Source organism: Massilia sp. 01N417 (assembly GCF_056399645.1).
Genome location: NZ_JBFTRS010000024.1, coordinates 1 through 17,201 on the forward strand (window position 1 = coordinate 1; position 17,201 = coordinate 17,201).

The following is a 17,201-nucleotide window of genomic DNA, read 5'->3' on the forward strand; positions in this document are numbered from 1 at the left end:
GCGTATCGGCGCTTTGCCGCGCGATCAGGGATCACGCACGCGTGGGTGAACGTGCAGGCGGGAGAGCGCGCACGCGGCGCGATCCACGTGCAAAACGTGAACGGCTGGCATAGCCGGTTCAAGCGCTGGCTGGCGCGGTTCCGCGGCGTGGCGAGCCGTTACCTGATCAATTATTCAGGCTGGCAGCGCATGCTGGATGCGCGCAAGCTGACGAGGCCGCGGCATCTGCTGCAAGCCGCCGTCCAGCTCAGCTAACTGGCGCAGTGACCGAATTAACGCGAACACAGCCTTTTACTTGCCGTGGGCGGGCTTGTGAGGCGCGCTGCAAGCCCGCGTGCAACGCAGGTACTTGTCTTCGCAAGCCCCGATGCGCTCGGACTGGCGGCGATGGAAGCTGTCGCTGTCGGCAACCTGTTCCTGCACCGACTGGCCCTGGCTGTGGCTGGCCGTATTCGCGAAGGGGTTCTTCCGCGATACCGACTCCCCGATCAATTCATCGTTGCCGGTGGCCTTGCGCGCCGTGACCTTGCATTCCTGGCGCTCGCTGCCGCACATCGATTTGCAGAAGCCGGCATCCTCGGCGGCCCAGGCGGAAGGGACGGCGGCAGCGAGGAGGGCTGCCAGGCAGGCGGTACGGAACATGATCAGGTCTCCTGAGATTGAATGGTTAAAGTATAAACTTTCCTCAGGGCAGGGCAAGACCCGACTTGCATGACTCGCACCCGCGCACGACCGTGCGTTTGCAGCCGGTCAGATCGGGGCGTATGCTTGTGCATACAACATTGCTACAAATGGAGACAAACATGAAACTTCGGCTCGCACCCGTGCACCTGACGTCCCGTTTCCATGGTCCCCTGCGCTTCGGCAGCCGCTGGCGCGGCCACGAGCTAATGCTGCGACTCTGCCAGGTGGTGGTGTTTTTCTTGCTGGCGGTGGTCGGCGGACAGTTCATCGCCCTGCTGATCCGGCACACCGTGCGCGCGCTCGCCGCCTCCTGAGCCGCGCCGCTCCAGTAGTTCGAAGGCGGCCATCCCGGCCAGCATCGCAGCGCTGAAGATCAGGGGCTTGACGCCCCCTGCCGCCAGCGAGGCCAGCGCCGGCCCCGGGCAGAAGCCGGCCAATCCCCAGCCGGCGCCGAATGCCAGGCTGCCGAGCACCAGCCGCCGATCGATCCGGGTGGCGGTCGGCAGGCGCATGGGGCCGCCGAGCAGGGCGCGTTCGCGCATGCCGGCAAGACGGAAGGCCAGCAGGCCGACCAGGATGGCGCCGCCCATCACGAAGGCCAGCGAAGGATCCCAGTTGCCGGCGATATCGAGAAAGCCCTGGACCTTGGCGGGATTCGTCATGCCCGCCACGATCAGGCCGATCCCGAACACCAGGCCGACGATGAAGGCGCTCAGGACAGCCATGAGCGCACCACAAACACGGTGAGGAAGCCGGCCAGCATGAAGGCGGCCGTGCCCACCAGCGAGCGCGGCGACAGGCGCGACAGTCCGCAGACGCCATGGCCGCTGGTGCAGCCGGCGCCGTAGCGGGTGCCGAGGCCGACCAGCAGGCCGGCCGCCACCAGCGTGCCCTCGCCGGCGTCGATGCGGACCGCGGGCAGGCGTGCGAACAACGTCCATGCGAGCGGAGCCAGCACCAGCCCGCCCAGGAAGGCCAGGCGCCACGCGACGTCGCCGCGCGCCGGACGCAGCAGGCCGCCGAGGATGCCGCTGATGCCGGCGATCCGCCCGTTCAGCAGGACGAAGGCCGAGGCCGCCAGGCCGATCAGCAGTCCTCCCGCCAGCGCCGTCCATGGCGAAAAGTGAAGCCAGTCAATCGTCATGCTGATTCTCCTGCGGCTTGACGCAGTAGAGCCGATAGAGCACCTGCAGCACCTCCGTCGCTTCCTTGCTGGCCAGCGCGTAATAGATCTGCTTGCCTTCGCGCCGCGTTTGCACCAGTTGTTCTTCGCGCAGCACGCCTAGCTGCTGGGAGAGGGTCGGTTGCTGGATGCCGAGCATGGCTTCGAGTTCGCTGACGCAGAATTCGCCCTGGGTGAGCTGGCACAGCAGCAGCAGGCGGTCCGGATTGCCCAGCACTTTCAATAATCCGCAGGCGCGGGCGGCGGCGGCCCGCATTTCCTCGAGATCGAGCTTGTCTTTATCTTGTGTCACCATATCGCATCGTTGATTAGATCTGCCTGAACATATTATATGAAGTTACGATCTATAATCCAATAGATTGTTGATGCTCCCCGATATGACTGATCTCGCACTCGGCCCCTTCATGCTGCCCCTGCCTACCTTGCTGGTATTCGTCGCCCTGGCCGCGGCGCTCGTGCTCGGCGCGCGGCTGGCGAAGCGCCGGCAGCTGGACGCCGAAGGTCCGCTGTGGCTGCTGGCGGCCTGGATCCTGCTCGCGGCGCGTGCCGGCTTCGTCCTGCGCTACCACACCCTGTATTTCGCGGAACCCCTGCGCATCCTCGACCTGCGCGACGGCGGCTTCATGCCGGCGGCCGGCCTGGCGGCGGCCGGCGCGGCGGCTGCCTGGATCGCGTGGCGCTCCACCCGGAGGACTCCGCTGCTGGGCGCACTCGCCGCGGGCGTGCTGCTCTGGAGCGCCGGGAATGCCGCGCTCAAGCAGTGGCCGCCGCAACAGCGCCTGCCGGCGGCGGAGTTCGCCACCCTGGAGGGGCGGGCCTTGCGGCTGCCCTCCGATACGGGCCGGCCGGTGGTGGTGAATCTATGGGCCAGTTGGTGCGCGCCATGCCGGCGCGAGATGCCGGCCCTGGCCAGGGCCCAGGCCGAGCATCCGGAAGTGGACTTCCTGTTCGCCAACCAGGGCGAGTCGGCGGAGGCGGTGAAGGCCTATCTGTCGGCGCAGGGCCTGGCACTGCGCAACGTGGTCCTCGACACGACCAGGACGCTCGCCCGGCAGAGCAACTCGGTCGGCCTGCCGACGACCCTGTTCTTCGATGCGCGCGGCCGGCTCGTCGACCGCCGCGCCGGCGAGCTGTCGCCCGCGACCATCGCCCAGCGGCTCGAGATCCTGGCCCGGCCGCCGTCGGCTCAGGCGTCTGCCGCTCCCGCGCCCGGTCCTTCCCAATAGCCCGGGCGGTTGTAGATCGCCTTCAGGTAGTCGATGAAGTGCCGGATCTTGGCCGGCAGGTAGCGCTGCTGCGGATACACGGCCTGGATCGGATAGTCGTGCACCGCGAACGCGTCCAGCACCGTCACCAGTTCCCCGCGTTTCAGCTCGGCCTGGATCTCCCAGGTCGAGCGCCAGCCGATACCCAGCCCCTGCTTGACCCAGCCGAACAGCAGTTCGCCGTCGTTGCAGGCGAGGTCGCCGTCGACCCGTACCGCGAACAGCTTGCCGTCGCGCTGGAAGGTCCAGCCGCGCTGCTGGCCGCCCTGCAGGTTGAAGGCCAGGCAGTTGTGGCGCACCAGGTCTTCCGGCACGGCGGGCATGCCGTGGCGTTCGAAGTAGGCCGGGGTGCCGCACACCACGCGCCGGTTCGGGAACAGCGGGACCGCCACATAGTTCGGGTCCTGCACTTCGCCGATGCGGATCGACATGTCGTAACCCTCGCGCACCAGGTCGACCACGCTGTCGGTGAAATTGAAGGACATCTTGAGGTCGGGATGGATGGCACGGAAGGCCGGCGCATGCGGTGCCACATGCGAGCGCCCGAAGGCCGCCGGCGCCGACACCACCAGGTGGCCGCGCACCGTGCTGCGGCCCTCGCTGATGCTGTTCTCGGTGATGTCGAAGTCGCGCAGCAGCTGGCGGCAGGGTTCGATGAACTGTTCGCCGAGGGCCGTCAAGGTGAGCCCGCGCGTGGAGCGGTGCATCAGGCGCACGCCGAGGCGCTGCTCGAGCGCGTCCAGGCGCCGTCCCATCACCACCGGCGTCACACCCTCCACCATCGCGGCGGCGGCGAAGCTGCCTTTTTCGGTGACCAGCACGAAGCTGCGGATTTCGGTATAGCGGTCCATGGCCGGCGCACTCCATACTTTAAGTATCGACAGACTCGATAGTAGCAGCAATTCAACAGTCCCGGCTTTGTCGCTATTCTGGCTTCCATCATCCGATCAATCCACGGCAAGGGAGGCGACTATGGCCCGTATGAGGGCAATCGATGCGGCAGCGGCAGTGCTGCGCAGGGAAGGGGTGGGCAAGGTGTTCGGCGTGCCGGGCGCGGCCATCAACCCGCTGTATTCCGCGATGAAGAAGAGCGGCGGCTTCGAGCACGTGCTGGCGCGCCACGTCGAGGGCGCTTCCCACATGGCCGAGGGCTATACCCGCGCGCGGGCCGGCAACATCGGCGTGTGCATCGGCACCTCCGGCCCGGCCGGCACCGACATGATCACCGGCCTCTACTCCGCCTGGGCCGATTCGATACCTATCCTATGCATTACGGGCCAGGCACCGCGCGCCCGGCTGTACAAGGAAGACTTCCAGGCGGTCGACATCGAATCGATCGCCAAGCCGGTGACCAAGTGGGCGGTCACGGTGCGCGAGCCGGCCCTGGTGCCGCGCGTGTTCCAGCAAGCCTTCCACATCATGCGTTCCGGCCGTCCGGGCCCGGTGCTGATCGACCTGCCTTTCGACGTCCAGATGGCCGAAATCGAATTCGACATCGAGACCTATGCCTCGCTGCCGGTCTACAAGCCGGCCGCCACCCGCGCCCAGGCCGAAAAGGCGCTGTCGATGCTGAACGCGGCCGAGCGCCCGCTGATCGTCTGCGGCGGCGGCGTGATCAATGCCGATGCGGCCGCCAGGCTGCAGGAATTCGCGGAGCTGGTCGGCGTGCCGGTGATCCCGACCCTGATGGGCTGGGGCGCGATTCCGGACGACCATCCGCTGATGGCGGGCATGGTCGGCCTGCAGACCTCCCACCGCTACGGCAACGCCACCATGCTGGCCTCCGACTTCGTGATCGGCATCGGCAACCGCTGGGCGAACCGCCATACCGGCTCGGTCGACGTCTATACCAAGGGGCGCAAGTTCGTCCACATCGACATCGAACCGACCCAGATCGGCCGCGTGTTCGACCCGGATTTCGGCATCGTGTCGGATGCCGGCGCCGCGCTCGACCTGCTGATCGACGTGGCCCGCGGGCTCAAGCTGATCGACGGCCTGCCGGACCGCAGCGCCTGGGCCGAAGAGTGCCGGGCCCGCAAGCGCACCATGCTGCGCAAGACCCACTTCGAGGACGCCCCGCTCAAGCCGCAGCGCGTGTACGAGGAGATGAACCGCGCCTTCGGGCCGGACGCCTGCTACGTCAGCACGATCGGCCTGTCGCAGATCGCCGCCGCCCAATTCCTGCACGTGTACAAGGAGCGCCACTGGATCAACTGCGGCCAGGCCGGTCCGCTGGGCTGGACCATTCCCGCCGCGCTGGGTGTGTGCGCCGCCGACCCGCAGCGCGAGGTGGTCGCCATCTCCGGCGACTACGACTTCCAGTTCATGATCGAGGAATTGGCCGTGGGCGCCCAGTTCAAGCTGCCCTACCTGCACGTGGTGGTCAACAACGCCTACCTCGGCCTGATCCGCCAGGCCCAGCGCGGCTTCGACATGGATTACTGCGTGCAGCTCGCCTTCGAGAACATCAACGCGCCGGCGCTGGAGAGCTACGGGGTCGACCACGTGGCGGTGGCCGAGGGCCTCGGCTGCAAGGCGATCCGGGTGCGCCGCGCCGAGGACATCCAGCCGGCCTTCGCCCAGGCCAGGGGCTGGATGCGCGAGCACCGCGTGCCGGTGATCGTCGAGATCATCCTGGAGCGCGTCACGAATATCGCGATGGGCACCGAGATCGACGCCGTCAACGAATTCGAAGCGCTGGCCGACAGCATCGCCGATGCGCCAACCGCCATCGCCCATGCCAACACCTGAAGGAGACAAGGACATGCCGAAGTTCGCAGCCAACCTGACCATGCTGTTCAACGAGATCCCCTTCCTCGACCGTTTCCAGGCCGCCGCCGATGCCGGTTTCAAGGGGGTCGAATACCTGTTCCCCTACGCCTTCGAGGCCGGCGCGCTGGCCGAACGCCTGGACCGCCACCAGCTGGTCCAGGTCCTGCACAACCTGCCGGCCGGCGACTGGGACCAGGGCGAGCGCGGTATCGCCTGCCACCCGGATCGCGTCGGCGAATTCCAGGACGGCGTCGGCCGCGCCATCGACTATGCCCGCCAGCTCGGCTGCAAGCAGCTGAATTGCCTGGCCGGCATCGCCCCGGCCGGGGCCGATCCGGAGCGCGTGCGTCAGACTTTCGTCGACAACCTCCGCTTCGCCTCCGCCAAGCTGAAGGACGCCGGGATCCGCCTGCTGGTCGAGCCGGTCAACGACCGCGACATTCCCGGCTTCTGGCTGAACCGCACCGGGCAGGCCATCGCCGTCATCGACGAAGTCGGCTCGGACAATCTGTTCCTGCAGTACGACATCTACCACGCCCAGCGCATGGAGGGAGAGCTGGGCAACACGATCGCCAGGCACCTGGCGCGAATCGCCCACATCCAGGTGGCGGACAACCCGGGCCGTAACGAGCCGGGCACCGGCGAGATCAACTATCCCTGGCTGTTCCGCCATATCGACCAGCTGGGCTACGAAGGCTGGATCGGTTGCGAGTACAAACCAGCCGCGGACACCCACGCAGGCCTGGGCTGGATCCAGGCGCTGGCCGGCTGAGCACACGAACAAACATCGAGAACGAGGAGAAGGACATGGCAAAGATCGGATTCATCGGCCTGGGCATCATGGGTGCCCCGATGGCGGGCCACCTGGCGAGCAACGGCCACACCCTGTACACCTACACCCACGGCGAGACGCCGGCCAGCCTGCTGGACGCCGGCGCGCGCGCCTGCGGCAGCAGCGCCGAAGTGGCGCAGCAAGCCGACATCGTCATCATCATGGTGCCGGACACGCCGCAGGTGGAAGAGGTGCTGTTCGCGCCGGATGGCGTCGCGGCTGGCCTGAAGGATGGGCTCAACCGCGGCAAGGTGGTGGTCGACATGAGCTCGATCTCGCCGGTCGCTACCAAGGATTTCGCGCGCCGCATCAAGGAACTCGGCTGCGAATACCTGGACGCGCCGGTGTCGGGCGGCGAGGTCGGCGCCAAGGCGGCTTCGCTCACCATCATGGTAGGCGGCAGCGAAGCGGCCTTCGACCGCGTGCGTCCGCTATTCCAGCTGATGGGCAAGAACATCACCCTGGTCGGCGGCAACGGCGACGGCCAGATCACCAAGGTCGCCAACCAGATCATCGTGGCGCTGACCATCGAGGCGGTCGGCGAGGCGCTGCTGCTGGCGGCCAAGGCCGGCGCCGATCCGGCCCGCGTGCGCGAGGCCCTGATGGGCGGCTTCGCCTCTTCGCGCATCCTCGAAGTGCACGGCGACCGCATGGTCAAGCGCAGCTTCGCGCCGGGCTTCCGCATCGACCTGCACCGCAAGGACCTGAACCTGGCGCTGGCCACCGGCCGCCAGCTCGGTGTTGCGCTGCCGAACACCGCCACCGCCCAGGAATTGTTCAACACCTGCGCGGCCCACGGTGGCGGCAACTGGGACCACTCGGCCATGGTGCGCGCGCTGGAGATCATGTCCAACTTCGCGGTCGCCCAGGAAGCCTGATGGATACGGCGACGGTCACCGATCCGCGCGCGCTGCTCGCACGCATGTTCCAGGCCGCGGTCGACGCCGCCCAGCCGGCGCGCCGCATCCCGGCCTGCCTGCCCGAGCCGCCGAAGGGGCGTACGATCGTCATCGGTGCCGGCAAGGCGTCGGGCGCGATGGCGCAGGCCCTCGAGCGGCACTGGCCCGGACCGCTCAGTGGCCTGGTCGTGACCCGCTACGGCTATGCCGTGCCCTGCGAGCGCATCACGATCGTCGAGGCGGCGCATCCGGTGCCGGATGCTGCCGGCCTGGATGCGGCGCGCCGGATGCTGGAGACGGTGCGGGGACTCGGCCCCGACGACCTGGTGATCTGCCTGATCTCGGGCGGCGGCTCGGCCCTGCTGCCGCTGCCGGGCGGGGGCATCACGCTGGCAGACAAGCAAGCCATCAACCGCGCGCTGCTGGCCTGCGGCGCCAGCATCACCGAGATGAATTGCGTGCGCCGCCACCTGTCCGCCATCAAGGGCGGGCGCCTGGCCGCGGCCTGCCATCCGGCGCGCGTCGTCAACCTCCTGATTTCGGACGTGCCCGGCGACGACCCGATCGACATCGCCTCCGGTCCCACGGTAGCCGACCCGACCACCTGCCTCGACGCGCTGGCCATCGTGCGGCGCTACGGCATCGGGTTGCCGGCCGGCGCCCGCCGGCTGCTCGAAAGCGGTGAGGGCGAAAGCGTCAAGCCGGGCGACCCGCGCCTGGCGAACGTCAGTACCCGCATCATCGCTTCGCCGCAGATGGCGCTGGAAGCGGCGGCCGCGGTGGCGCGCGAAGCCGGCGTCATCCCGCTGATCCTCGGCGACAGCATCGAGGGCGAAGCACGTGAGGTGGCCAAGGTCATGGCAGGCATCGCGCTGCAGGCGCGGCGCCATGGCCAGCCGCTGGCGGCGCCCTGCGTGCTGCTGTCCGGCGGCGAGACCACGGTGACCCTGCGCGGCCAGGGCAGGGGGGGACGCAACGTCGAGTTCCTGCTGGCCCTCGCGCTGGCGCTGAACGGCGCGCCCGGCATCCACGCGCTGGCGGCCGACACCGACGGCGTCGACGGCGCGGAAGAGGTGGCCGGGGCCTTCATGTCGCCGGACACCCTGGCGCGCGCCTGGGCCAAGGGCATGCCGCCGCGCGACAGCCTGGACGATAATGATGCCCATACCTTCTTCGGCGCGCTCGGCGACGCCCTGGTCACCGGGCCGACCTTGACCAATGTAAACGACTTCCGGGCGATACTGCTCGTGTAAGCTGCCCAAGCGGCACCCGCTTTCCTCCATTGGCAGGCGCGGCGCAGCAGCGCTGTGCCTGCCTTTTTTTTCGACAGGACTTGCCATGCTACGCCAACGCCGTTCCCGCATCCTCGCCACCCTCGGTCCCTCCAGCGCCACCTACGAGCGCATCCACGCGCTGGCCGTCGCCGGCGCCGACGTGTTCCGCCTGAACTTCAGCCACGGCAGCCATGCCGACCACGCCGCCCGCTACGCGACCATCCGCGAAGTGGAGCGCGAACTGCAGCGCCCGATCGGCATCCTGATGGACCTGCAGGGTCCGAAACTGCGGGTCGGCCGCCTGGCCGGCGGCAGGGCGATGCTGGAGGCCGGCAAGCGCTTCCGGCTCGACCTCGACCCGGCGAGCGGCGACGCCGAACGCGCCGAGCTGCCGCATCCGGAGATCTTCGCGGCCCTGCACCCCGGCACCGAGCTGCTGCTGGACGACGGCAAGCTGCGCCTGCGCGTGGATGCCTGCGGCCCGGACTTCGCCGACACCACGGTGCTGGTCGGCGGCCCGCTGCTGGAGCGCAAGGGCGTCAACGTGCCGGGCGTGGTGCTGCCGATCTCGCCGCTGACCGCCAAGGACCGCGCCGACCTTGCCTTCGGCCTCGAGCTGGGCGTCGACTGGGTCGCGCTGTCCTTCGTCCAGCGCGCGGACGACATCCGCGAAGCGCGCGCGCTGGTGGGCGACCGCGCCTGGATCATGGCCAAGCTGGAAAAGCCGGCCGCCATCGATGCGCTGGACGAGATCGTCGCGCAGTCGGACGGCATCATGGTCGCGCGCGGCGACCTCGGGGTGGAACTGCCGCCGCAGCAGGTGCCGGTCCTGCAGCGCCGCATCGTGCACGCGGCGCGCGCGGCCGGCCGTCCGGTGGTCGTCGCCACGCAGATGCTGGAATCGATGGTGACGGCGCCGGTACCGACCCGCGCCGAGGTGTCCGACGTCGCCAGCGCGATCTACGAAGGCGCCGATGCCGTGATGCTGTCGGCCGAGTCGGCGTCCGGCCAGTATCCGGTGGAGGCAGTGACGGTGATGGACGACGTGATCCGCGAGGTCGAGAAGGATCCGCGCTGGCGCGTGGGCCTGGACGCCAGCCACACGCCCGCCGAGGCGACCACCGCGGACGCGATCTGCTGCGCCCTGCGGCGCGTCGCCAGCCTGCTGGTGCCGGCGGCCATCGTCGCCTATACCGCGAGCGGCGCCAGCTGCCTGCGCGCCAGCCGCGAACGCCCGGCCGCGCCGATCCTGGCCCTGACCCCGAATCAATCGATCGCGCGCCGCCTGGCGCTGGTATGGGGCGTGCATCCGCTGGCTTTCGTGGAAGCCAGGACCCTGGGCGGGATGGTGGCGGATGGCGCGGTGGCGGCCGTGCAGCATGGGCTGGCCGGGCCGGACGATGACGTCGTGGTGGTGGCGGGATTTCCGTCGGGGCGGGCCGGCAGCACCAATCTGCTGCATGTGGCGCGGGTGCGCGAAGTGATTTGAGCAAGTTGAGTACGTCGTTCCCGCGAAGGCGGGAACCCAAGTTTGTACGCGCTGCGTCAGCTCATGCAGAACCTGGATCCCGCCTGCGCGGGGAGTCGTGTCGGGCAATGCCCGGCACGACGGGGTAGGCGGCAACGGCGGTATCAGTCCAGCAAATCGAACAGCGTACGCGCAACCACCTTGGTCGCGCGGCGCAAATCCTCCAGATCGATATGCTCGTCCGCCCGCTTGGCATTGCTCTCGCCCACCGTGCGCGGGCCGGCGCCGTACAGCACGGCCGGGATGCCGCGCTCGCCGAACAGGCGCGCATCGGTGTACAGCGGGGTGCCGGCCGCTTCGATCGGTTCGTCGAACACGGCGCTGGCGTGGCGCGACAGGGCATCGACCATCGGCTGGTTGCCCGGCAGGGGCTTGAGCGCGTTGGCCAGCAGCAGGCGGCGGATCTCGATCGTGATGCCCGGGCAATCGGCCACCGCTTCCTGGATCAGCTTGCGCAGCGAGGCTTCGACTTCCGCCGGGTTCTCTTCCGGGATCATGCGGCGGTCCAGCTTGAGCACCACCTTGCCCGGCACCACATTCGTGTTGGTGCCGCCTTCGATCAGGCCGACGTTCAGGTAGGGGTGATTGATGCCCTTGACCTGGCTGCGGGTCTGCTTGTAGATGCGGTTCTGGTCGTACAGCGCGACCAGGATGCGGGTCGCGGCCTGCAGGGCGTCGACGCCGGTCTCCGGCACCGCCGCGTGGCCCATCTTGCCGTTGACCGTGACTTCCATCTGCAGGCAGCCGTTGTGGGCGGTGACGACCTGGTAGCTGAAACCGGCCGCGATCAGGAGGTCGGGCTTGACCAGGCCCTGTTCCAGCAGCCAGCCGGGACCGAGTTCGCCGCCGAATTCCTCGTCGTAGGTGAAGTAGAGTTCGACGCCGCCCTTCAGCGGGGCGCCCAGCGCTTCCAGCGCGCGGGTGGCGAAGGTGAAGGTCGCGAAGTCGCACTTGCTGACGGCGGCGGCGCGGCCGTACAGCTTGCCGCCGGCGATCTCGGCGCCGTAGGGCGGATGGGTCCAGCCTTCGCCCGGCGGCACCACGTCGCCGTGGGCGTTCAGGCCGATGGTGCGGCCATTGCCGTCGTCGTCGCCAAAGCGGCGGCGCACCACCAGGTTGGTGACGGTCTGCAGGCCGGCCTGCTCGACAAGCGGTGCCGGTACCGCATGGCGCTCGGCTGCGTAGCCGAAGCCCTGCAGCAGTTCGGCGGTGCGCTCGGCGTGCGGCGCGTTGTTGCCCGGCGGGGTGTCGGTGGGAACGCGCACCAGCTCCTGCAGGAAGCGCACCTCCTCGTCGAAGTGGGCGTCGATCCAGGCGTCGAGGTTCTCGTAAGGGGCAGCGGTATTAGTGGTCATGTCAGGTCCGTGGCATTTGGTCGAGCAGGGTGGAAAAGGCGCGCACGCACAGGTCGGCGTCGTCGTTGGTGATGGATTCCAGCGGGTTGTGGCTGATGCCGGCGTTCAGGCCGCGCAGGAACAGCATGGCCTGCGGCATCATCCGGTGCAGCATCATGGCGTCGTGGCCGGCGCCGCTGGGCATGCGGAACACGGGCAGGCCGAGGGTCTCGACGGCGCGTTCCCAGCGCTGGCGCCATGCCGGGTCGCAGGGCGCCGCCGCCGCACGCATCGATTCTTCGAGCGTGTACTGCAGGCCGCGGCGAGCGCAGATCTCGCGCAGCTTTTCCTGGATGTCGCGGGCGCAGGCGTCGCGGACCTCGTTCGTGGTGGCGCGCACGTCGAGGCTGAAGCGGCAGCGTCCGGGCACCACGTTGATCGAACCGTTCGGCACTTCCAGCATGCCGACGGTGGCGACCAGGTCGGGGACCAGGCCGCCGCGCTCCTCGGCGTACAGCACCAGTTCGGCGGCTGCGGCGGCGGCGTCGCGCCGCATCGTCATCGGCGTGGTGCCGGCGTGGCTGGCCATGCCGACGATCTCGCCGAAGAAACGTACGCTGCCGTTGATCGAGGTGACCACGCCCAGCGGCAGGTCGGCGTCGTTCAGCACCGGACCCTGTTCGATATGGGTCTCGACGAAGCCCAGGTAGCCGGCGGGATCGCGCTTGAGCAGAGCGATGTCGTCGACGTTCAGGCCGGCCTGCTCGATGGCGGCGCGCATGGTGACGCCGTCGGCGTCGGCCTGTTCGAGCCAGCCGTGGTCGAAGCTGCCGGTGAGGGCGCCCGAGCCCAGGAACACCGCCTTGTAGCGCTGGCCTTCCTCTTCGGCGAAGGCGACCACCTCGATGCCGTAGCCCAGGCGGCGGCCCTGGCGATGCAGTTCGCGCACGCAGGCCATCGGCACCAGGATGCCCAGGCGGCCGTCGTACTTGCCGCCGTTGCGCACCGTGTCGTAATGGGAGCCGGTCAGCAGGCGCTTCGCCTGCGGGTCGGCGCCGTGGTAGATACCGACCACGTTGCCGACCGCGTCGATGCGGACCTCGTCGAAGCCGCAGTCTTCGCGCATCCAGTGCGCCAGCTGGGCCGCGCAGGCGCGGTGGGCCTCGGTCAGGTAGGTGACGCACAGTTCGCCGCGCTCGGCGTAGCCGGGGTCGCTGTGCACGGCCAGTTCCTCGGCCCAGTCCCACACCAGGTTGCCGAGCACCGGTTCGTGGCCGAACTTGTCGTTCAGGCGGATCTCGGCGATGCGGTGGATGTTGCGCAGCGCTTCCGCCAGTTCGAAGTCGGGCTGGTTGGCGAGGCGGCGGGCGAAGGTGGCGATGATCTCGCGCTTGGTCAGGCCGGCGCCGCGCGGGCCGCGCACCGCGAGGATGAAGGGGAAGCCGAACTTCGCGTTGTAGTCGGCATTGAGCTGCTGGATGGTGGCGAATTCCTCCGGCGTGCAGTCGGTCAGGCCGGCCTTGTTCTGCTCATTGGTCGATTCCGCCGTCAGCGATTTCGACACCATCGCCTTGCCCGCCAGTTCCGGGTGGGCGCGGATCAGGCCCAGCTTGGCTTCGCCGGGCGCGCTGCGCACCGCCTCGACCAGCGCCAGCTTTAGCTGGGCCAGCGTGGAGAAGGGCCGTTGCCGCCAGGCGCGCGCCGCGATCCAGGGCGAGTGTTCGTAGACGCCGTCCAGCAGGGCGGTGAATTCCGCCTCGTCGGCGGCATTGAGTCGTTCGAGGGTCAGCATGTTTACTCCCAGGGAAAGGCGGTGGCCGGGTCGTAGGGGTGGGCCTGTTTCCAGTGGCGCGCGATGTCGATGCGGCGCGCGATCCAGACGCGCTCGTGTTGCTGCACGTAGTCGAGGAAGCGCTGCAGCGCGCGGAAACGGCCGGGCCGGCCGAGCAGGCGGCAGTGCATGCCGATGCTCATCATCGTGGGGCGCTCCGCGCCTTCGGCGTAATGCACGTCGAAGGCGTCGCGCAGGTAGGCGAAGAAGGGATCGCCGTGCGAGAAGCCCTGTGGCAGGGCGAATCGCATGTCGTTGCAGTCCAGCGTGTACGGCACCACCAGTTGCGGCACCTGCTCGCCGTCGCTGAGGCGTACCCGCATCCAGAAGGGCAGGTCGTCGCCGTAATAGTCGCTGTCGTATTCGAAGCCGCCGTAGTCGGCCACCAGGCGCCGCGTGTTCGGGCTGTCGCGGCCGGTGTACCAGCCGAGCGGGCGCTCGCCCGTCAGGCGCTCGATGGCCTGCATGCCGAGCGCCATGTGTTCGCGCTCGGTGGCTTCGTCGACATTCTGGTAGCTGATCCAGCGCCAGCCGTGGCAGGCGATCTCGTGACCCAGGTCCTTGAAGGCGGCGGCGACGTCCGGGCAGCGCTCGAGCGCCATCCCGACGCCGAACACGGTCAGCGGCAGGCCGCGTTTCTCGAATTCGCGCAGGATGCGCCAGACCCCGACCCGCGAGCCGTATTCATAGATGCCTTCCATGCTCAGGTGGCGGTCGGGGAAGGCCGCCGGATTGAACATCTCGGATAGGAACTGCTCGCTGCCGGCGTCGCCGTGCAGCACGCTGTTCTCGCCGCCTTCTTCGAAATTCAGGACGAACTGCACGGCGACCCTGGCCTGGCCGGGCCATTCGGCATGCGGTGGCGTGGGGCCGTAGCCCTTCAGGTCGCGTGGGTAGTGTTGGGTCATGGAGTCCCTTTCAGTGATTCAGGATGTTCGCGAGGTCGATCCGCTGCGGATCGAGATCGAGGTTGCGCTGGACGTTGCCGAGATGCTTGTCGACCAGGCGCACGGCGGCGCGCACGTCGCGCCGCTCGAAAGCGTCGACGATGGCCACATGCTCGCTGTGCGATTCCTCCGCCGACTGCGAGGACTGGCGCATCAGCGCGATCAGCGAGGAACGGGTCAGCAGCTCGCTCAGCATCTGTTCCAGCACCTGGTTGCCCAGCATCCGCGCCAGTACGATGTGGAAGTCGGCCAGCAGGCGGGTGCGGCCGGGCACTTCCGCATTGCTGACGGCGGCGCGCTCCTGGTCCAGGTGGGCGCGCAGCTGGCGGATCTGCTCGTCGGTGATGGTCGCGCACAGCTGTCGGGTGACGGCGGTTTCGAGGATGGCGCGCACTTCGAAGACGTCCTGCGCTTCCTCGGCGGTCGGGGTGGCGACGAAGGCGCCGCGTGCCGGCTCCAGCACCACCAGGCGGTCGCGGCTCAGCTGGTTGAAGGCTTGCCGCACCACGGTGCGCGAGACCTTGAAGATATCGCCGATCTTCTGTTCGGACAGTTTGGTGCCGGGCATCAGGCGGCGCTCGGCAATCGCATTGGTAATGGAGTCGACGATGCGCTGGGTGGCGCTGGTGGGCGCATCCCCGGCCTCGAGCCCGGCGCCGGACGAAGCCGGGACGTCGAGCTGGGGCGGGACGATCTTGAGCGGCGGGCGGGAGCGGGTCATGGTTCGGCAATCGAATAAATAGTTGACATCGTGTTTGAAGTGTATACACTTTTTTTAAAAATGAAAACAGAAAGTGTATGCAATCCTGCGTACACATCATCTCAAAGGAGAACCATGGGACACCTCAGCACCCACGTGCTCGACCTCATGCACGGCTGCCCGGCGGCCGGCATGCGCGTCAGCCTGCAAGCGATCGACGGCGCCACCGCCCGCACGATCAAGACCCTCACCCTGAATGCCGACGGCCGCACCGACGGCGGTCCGCTTCTCGACGCCTCGACCATGGCGGCCGGGCGTTACCGCCTGGTGTTCTCGGTGGCGGAGTACTTCCGCGGCCGCGGCGTCACGCTGCCGGAACCGGCGTTCATCGACGAGGTGCCGATCGATTTCGGCATCGCCGACGCCAACGGCCACTACCATGTGCCGCTGCTGGTCAGCCCCTGGGCTTACTCGACTTACCGCGGGTCGTAGCGGTTTCGGCGCACGATAAAAATTTTATATCCAAACATAAAAGAATCGTATACAGTTGTTTGCGTCGCCGCGGAGCGCATCGGCAGGCGGAAAAGATCCTGCCGATGGTTGCGATGATTTGCCCCTCACAGAGCCCGCTGTGGTGATGGGACAGTACGGATTTTTGCCGTACTCTCTTTTCGCTTGAGGCTCTATGGAAACCTATCTGCTCGACTGGGCCAACCTGTTGCTGCGTTGGACCCACGTGATCACGGCGGTCGCCTGGATCGGCGCATCCTTCTACTTCGTCTTCCTCGATAACTCGCTGCACAAGCCCACCGCGCCCGACCTGGTCGAAAAAGGCGTGGACGGCGAACTCTGGGCCGTGCACGGCGGCGGCTTCTACCACCCGCAAAAATACCTGGTCGCACCCAAGGCCATGCCCGAGAACCTGCACTGGTTCTACTGGGAGAGCTACGCCACCTGGCTGTCCGGCTTCGGCCTCTTCACGGTGCTCTACCTGTTCAATGCCGGCACCTTCATGGTCGACAAGACGGTCCACGACTGGTCATCCGGTGCCGCCGTCGCCACCGCGCTCGGCTTCCTGGTCGCCTTCTGGTTCGTCTACGACGTCATCTGCCGCGCCTTCGGCCGCAGGAAGAACGGCGACCTGATCGTCGGCGCCTGCGTGTTCGCGTTCGTGATCACAGCAAGCTGGCTGGCCTGCCAGCTGTATGCCGGCCGCGCCGCCTTCCTGCTGGTGGGCGCGATGCTCGCCACCTCGATGAGCGCCAACGTCTTCTTCTGGATCATCCCCGGCCAGCGCAAGGTCGTGGCCCAGTTGAAGGCCGGCCAGCCGGTCGATCCGATCTACGGCTGGCGCGCAAAGCAGCGCAGCGTGCACAACACCTACTTCACCCTGCCGGTGCTGGTGGCGATGCTGTCGAACCACTACGGCTGGCTGTACTCGGGCCGGAACAACTGGTTCGTGCTGGTGCTGCTGATGCTGGCCGGCGCCCTGATCCGCCACAGCTTCGTGGCGCGCCACAAGGCCCTGGTGCTGGGCAAGCGCGTCCCGTGGGAACACGCGGTCGGGGGCGTCGCCGCACTGCTGGCGCTGGCCGTCTGGCTGGTGCCGGCGCCGGAAGCCGAAGCGCCGATGGTCGCCGGCGCACCCGCCGCCGCTCCTGCCGCGGTTCCTGCCGCCGCCGATGCTGCCGGCGCCACCGCGCACCAGGTCAGCTTCCAGCAAGTCAAGGGCGTGATCGACCAGCGCTGCGTGATGTGCCACTCGGCCCAGGTGCAGAGCAAGGGCCTGGCCTTCGACAATCCCGCATCGATCAAGCGCCACGCGCAACAAATGTATCAGCAGGCCGTGGTACTGAAACTCATGCCGTTGAATAACGCCACGCAGATCACCGCCGGAGAGCGGGACTTGCTGAAGCGTTGGTACGAAGAGGGCGCCCCGGTGGAATAAGCAG

General features: G+C 68.0%; 16 protein-coding genes and 2 pseudogenes. 9 read left to right on the top strand and 9 right to left on the bottom strand.

The annotated features are described in order from the left end of the window. A pseudogene (locus AC1DOQ_RS21980) lies at window positions 1-255 on the top strand (IS1595 family transposase); the annotation flags it as partial. Window positions 256-291: 36 nt separating this feature from the next. On the opposite strand, the gene AC1DOQ_RS21985 reads toward AC1DOQ_RS21980, so the two are convergent. From AC1DOQ_RS21985 to AC1DOQ_RS22000, 4 genes and pseudogenes are all read right to left on the bottom strand, one after another. Further along, window positions 292-642: a hypothetical protein gene (locus AC1DOQ_RS21985; RefSeq protein WP_477369103.1), complete on the bottom strand. Its 351-nt coding sequence runs from the start codon at window positions 640-642 to the stop codon at window positions 292-294. A gap of 353 nt (window positions 643-995) precedes the next feature. Further along, window positions 996-1,409 (bottom strand): annotated as a pseudogene (locus tag AC1DOQ_RS21990) (YeeE/YedE family protein); the annotation flags it as partial. Next, window positions 1,397-1,828, bottom strand: coding sequence for a YeeE/YedE family protein (locus tag AC1DOQ_RS21995; protein ID WP_477369105.1), 432 nt, complete (start codon window positions 1,826-1,828; stop codon window positions 1,397-1,399). The pseudogene AC1DOQ_RS21990 and the gene AC1DOQ_RS21995, both read right to left, overlap by 13 nt. Next, window positions 1,818-2,162, bottom strand: a complete 345-nt coding sequence (locus AC1DOQ_RS22000) for an ArsR/SmtB family transcription factor (RefSeq protein WP_477369107.1) — start codon at window positions 2,160-2,162, stop codon at window positions 1,818-1,820. The genes AC1DOQ_RS21995 and AC1DOQ_RS22000 overlap by 11 nt, the downstream gene beginning before the upstream one ends. Window positions 2,163-2,244: 82 nt before the next feature. Here AC1DOQ_RS22000 and AC1DOQ_RS22005 point away from each other — a divergent pair, with 82 nt between their 5' ends. Next, complete coding sequence (locus tag AC1DOQ_RS22005; protein ID WP_477369109.1) at window positions 2,245-3,093, top strand: TlpA family protein disulfide reductase; 849 nt, start codon at window positions 2,245-2,247, stop codon at window positions 3,091-3,093. Here AC1DOQ_RS22005 and AC1DOQ_RS22010 read toward each other — a convergent pair. After that, on the bottom strand, window positions 3,054-3,983 hold the full coding sequence (locus AC1DOQ_RS22010) for a LysR family transcriptional regulator (protein ID WP_477369111.1): 930 nt from the start codon (window positions 3,981-3,983) through the stop codon (window positions 3,054-3,056). The genes AC1DOQ_RS22005 and AC1DOQ_RS22010 overlap by 40 nt on opposite strands. A gap of 121 nt (window positions 3,984-4,104) precedes the next feature. Here AC1DOQ_RS22010 and gcl point away from each other — a divergent pair, with 121 nt between their 5' ends. The 5 genes from gcl to pyk all read left to right on the top strand — a co-directional run bounded on the left by gcl (window position 4,105) and on the right by pyk (window position 10,398). Beyond that, a complete protein-coding gene (gcl, locus tag AC1DOQ_RS22015) occupies window positions 4,105-5,883 on the top strand; it encodes a glyoxylate carboligase (RefSeq protein ID WP_477369113.1) in 1,779 nt (592 codons plus the stop codon). 13 nt (window positions 5,884-5,896) lie between these two features. Continuing rightward, complete coding sequence (hyi, locus tag AC1DOQ_RS22020) at window positions 5,897-6,676, top strand: hydroxypyruvate isomerase (RefSeq protein WP_477369115.1); 780 nt, start codon at window positions 5,897-5,899, stop codon at window positions 6,674-6,676. Between the two features lie 35 nt (window positions 6,677-6,711). Beyond that, window positions 6,712-7,614: a 2-hydroxy-3-oxopropionate reductase gene (locus AC1DOQ_RS22025; protein WP_477369116.1), complete on the top strand. Its 903-nt coding sequence runs from the start codon at window positions 6,712-6,714 to the stop codon at window positions 7,612-7,614. Next, window positions 7,614-8,888: a glycerate kinase type-2 family protein gene (locus AC1DOQ_RS22030; RefSeq protein WP_477369118.1), complete on the top strand. Its 1,275-nt coding sequence runs from the start codon at window positions 7,614-7,616 to the stop codon at window positions 8,886-8,888. The genes AC1DOQ_RS22025 and AC1DOQ_RS22030 overlap by 1 nt, the downstream gene beginning before the upstream one ends. A gap of 85 nt (window positions 8,889-8,973) precedes the next feature. Continuing rightward, window positions 8,974-10,398, top strand: a complete 1,425-nt coding sequence (pyk, locus tag AC1DOQ_RS22035) for a pyruvate kinase (protein ID WP_477369120.1) — start codon at window positions 8,974-8,976, stop codon at window positions 10,396-10,398. Between the two features lie 143 nt (window positions 10,399-10,541). On the opposite strand, the gene AC1DOQ_RS22040 is transcribed toward pyk, so the two are convergent. From AC1DOQ_RS22040 to AC1DOQ_RS22055, 4 genes are read right to left on the bottom strand one after another with little or no spacing between them, the layout of a single operon-like run. Next, complete coding sequence (locus AC1DOQ_RS22040) at window positions 10,542-11,792, bottom strand: M20/M25/M40 family metallo-hydrolase (protein WP_477369122.1); 1,251 nt, start codon at window positions 11,790-11,792, stop codon at window positions 10,542-10,544. Window position 11,793: 1 nt separating this feature from the next. Next, the gene (gene uraD, locus AC1DOQ_RS22045; protein WP_477369124.1) at window positions 11,794-13,563 is read right to left on the bottom strand and encodes a 2-oxo-4-hydroxy-4-carboxy-5-ureidoimidazoline decarboxylase; all 1,770 of its coding nucleotides are present in this window, start codon (window positions 13,561-13,563) and stop codon (window positions 11,794-11,796) included. Window positions 13,564-13,565: 2 nt separating this feature from the next. After that, window positions 13,566-14,510: an allantoinase PuuE gene (puuE, locus tag AC1DOQ_RS22050; protein ID WP_477369126.1), complete on the bottom strand. Its 945-nt coding sequence runs from the start codon at window positions 14,508-14,510 to the stop codon at window positions 13,566-13,568. 10 nt (window positions 14,511-14,520) lie between these two features. Next, window positions 14,521-15,270, bottom strand: a complete 750-nt coding sequence (locus AC1DOQ_RS22055) for a GntR family transcriptional regulator (protein WP_477369128.1) — start codon at window positions 15,268-15,270, stop codon at window positions 14,521-14,523. Between the two features lie 114 nt (window positions 15,271-15,384). On the opposite strand from AC1DOQ_RS22055, the gene uraH reads away from it, so the two are divergent. Together uraH and AC1DOQ_RS22065 are read left to right on the top strand one after the other, a co-directional pair. After that, window positions 15,385-15,741 carry a hydroxyisourate hydrolase gene (gene uraH, locus AC1DOQ_RS22060; RefSeq protein ID WP_477369130.1) on the top strand — a complete coding sequence of 119 codons (357 nt, stop codon included), beginning with the start codon at window positions 15,385-15,387 and terminating at the stop codon, window positions 15,739-15,741. A 193-nt stretch (window positions 15,742-15,934) separates the two neighbouring features. Continuing rightward, window positions 15,935-17,197, top strand: coding sequence for a urate hydroxylase PuuD (locus AC1DOQ_RS22065; RefSeq protein ID WP_477369132.1), 1,263 nt, complete (start codon window positions 15,935-15,937; stop codon window positions 17,195-17,197). Window positions 17,198-17,201: the final 4 nt, after the last annotated feature.

Bases quoted from the DNA above. Each gene is read 5' to 3' on its own strand.
- hyi (WP_477369115.1), top strand. From the start codon at position 5,897: ATGCCGAAGTTCGCAGCCAACCTGACCATGCTGTTCAACGAGATCCCC.
- puuE (WP_477369126.1), bottom strand. From the start codon at position 14,510: ATGACCCAACACTACCCACGCGACCTGAAGGGCTACGGCCCCACGCCA.
- AC1DOQ_RS22040 (WP_477369122.1), bottom strand. From the start codon at position 11,792: ATGACCACTAATACCGCTGCCCCTTACGAGAACCTCGACGCCTGGATC.
- AC1DOQ_RS22005 (WP_477369109.1), top strand. From the start codon at position 2,245: ATGACTGATCTCGCACTCGGCCCCTTCATGCTGCCCCTGCCTACCTTG.
- uraD (WP_477369124.1), bottom strand. From the start codon at position 13,563: ATGCTGACCCTCGAACGACTCAATGCCGCCGACGAGGCGGAATTCACC.
- uraH (WP_477369130.1), top strand. From the start codon at position 15,385: ATGGGACACCTCAGCACCCACGTGCTCGACCTCATGCACGGCTGCCCG.
- AC1DOQ_RS22055 (WP_477369128.1), bottom strand. From the start codon at position 15,270: ATGACCCGCTCCCGCCCGCCGCTCAAGATCGTCCCGCCCCAGCTCGAC.
- AC1DOQ_RS21985 (WP_477369103.1), bottom strand. From the start codon at position 642: ATGTTCCGTACCGCCTGCCTGGCAGCCCTCCTCGCTGCCGCCGTCCCT.
- AC1DOQ_RS22030 (WP_477369118.1), top strand. From the start codon at position 7,614: ATGGATACGGCGACGGTCACCGATCCGCGCGCGCTGCTCGCACGCATG.
- AC1DOQ_RS22065 (WP_477369132.1), top strand. From the start codon at position 15,935: ATGGAAACCTATCTGCTCGACTGGGCCAACCTGTTGCTGCGTTGGACC.
- pyk (WP_477369120.1), top strand. From the start codon at position 8,974: ATGCTACGCCAACGCCGTTCCCGCATCCTCGCCACCCTCGGTCCCTCC.
- AC1DOQ_RS22000 (WP_477369107.1), bottom strand. From the start codon at position 2,162: ATGGTGACACAAGATAAAGACAAGCTCGATCTCGAGGAAATGCGGGCC.
- AC1DOQ_RS22010 (WP_477369111.1), bottom strand. From the start codon at position 3,983: ATGGACCGCTATACCGAAATCCGCAGCTTCGTGCTGGTCACCGAAAAA.
- AC1DOQ_RS21995 (WP_477369105.1), bottom strand. From the start codon at position 1,828: ATGACGATTGACTGGCTTCACTTTTCGCCATGGACGGCGCTGGCGGGA.
- AC1DOQ_RS22025 (WP_477369116.1), top strand. From the start codon at position 6,712: ATGGCAAAGATCGGATTCATCGGCCTGGGCATCATGGGTGCCCCGATG.
- gcl (WP_477369113.1), top strand. From the start codon at position 4,105: ATGGCCCGTATGAGGGCAATCGATGCGGCAGCGGCAGTGCTGCGCAGG.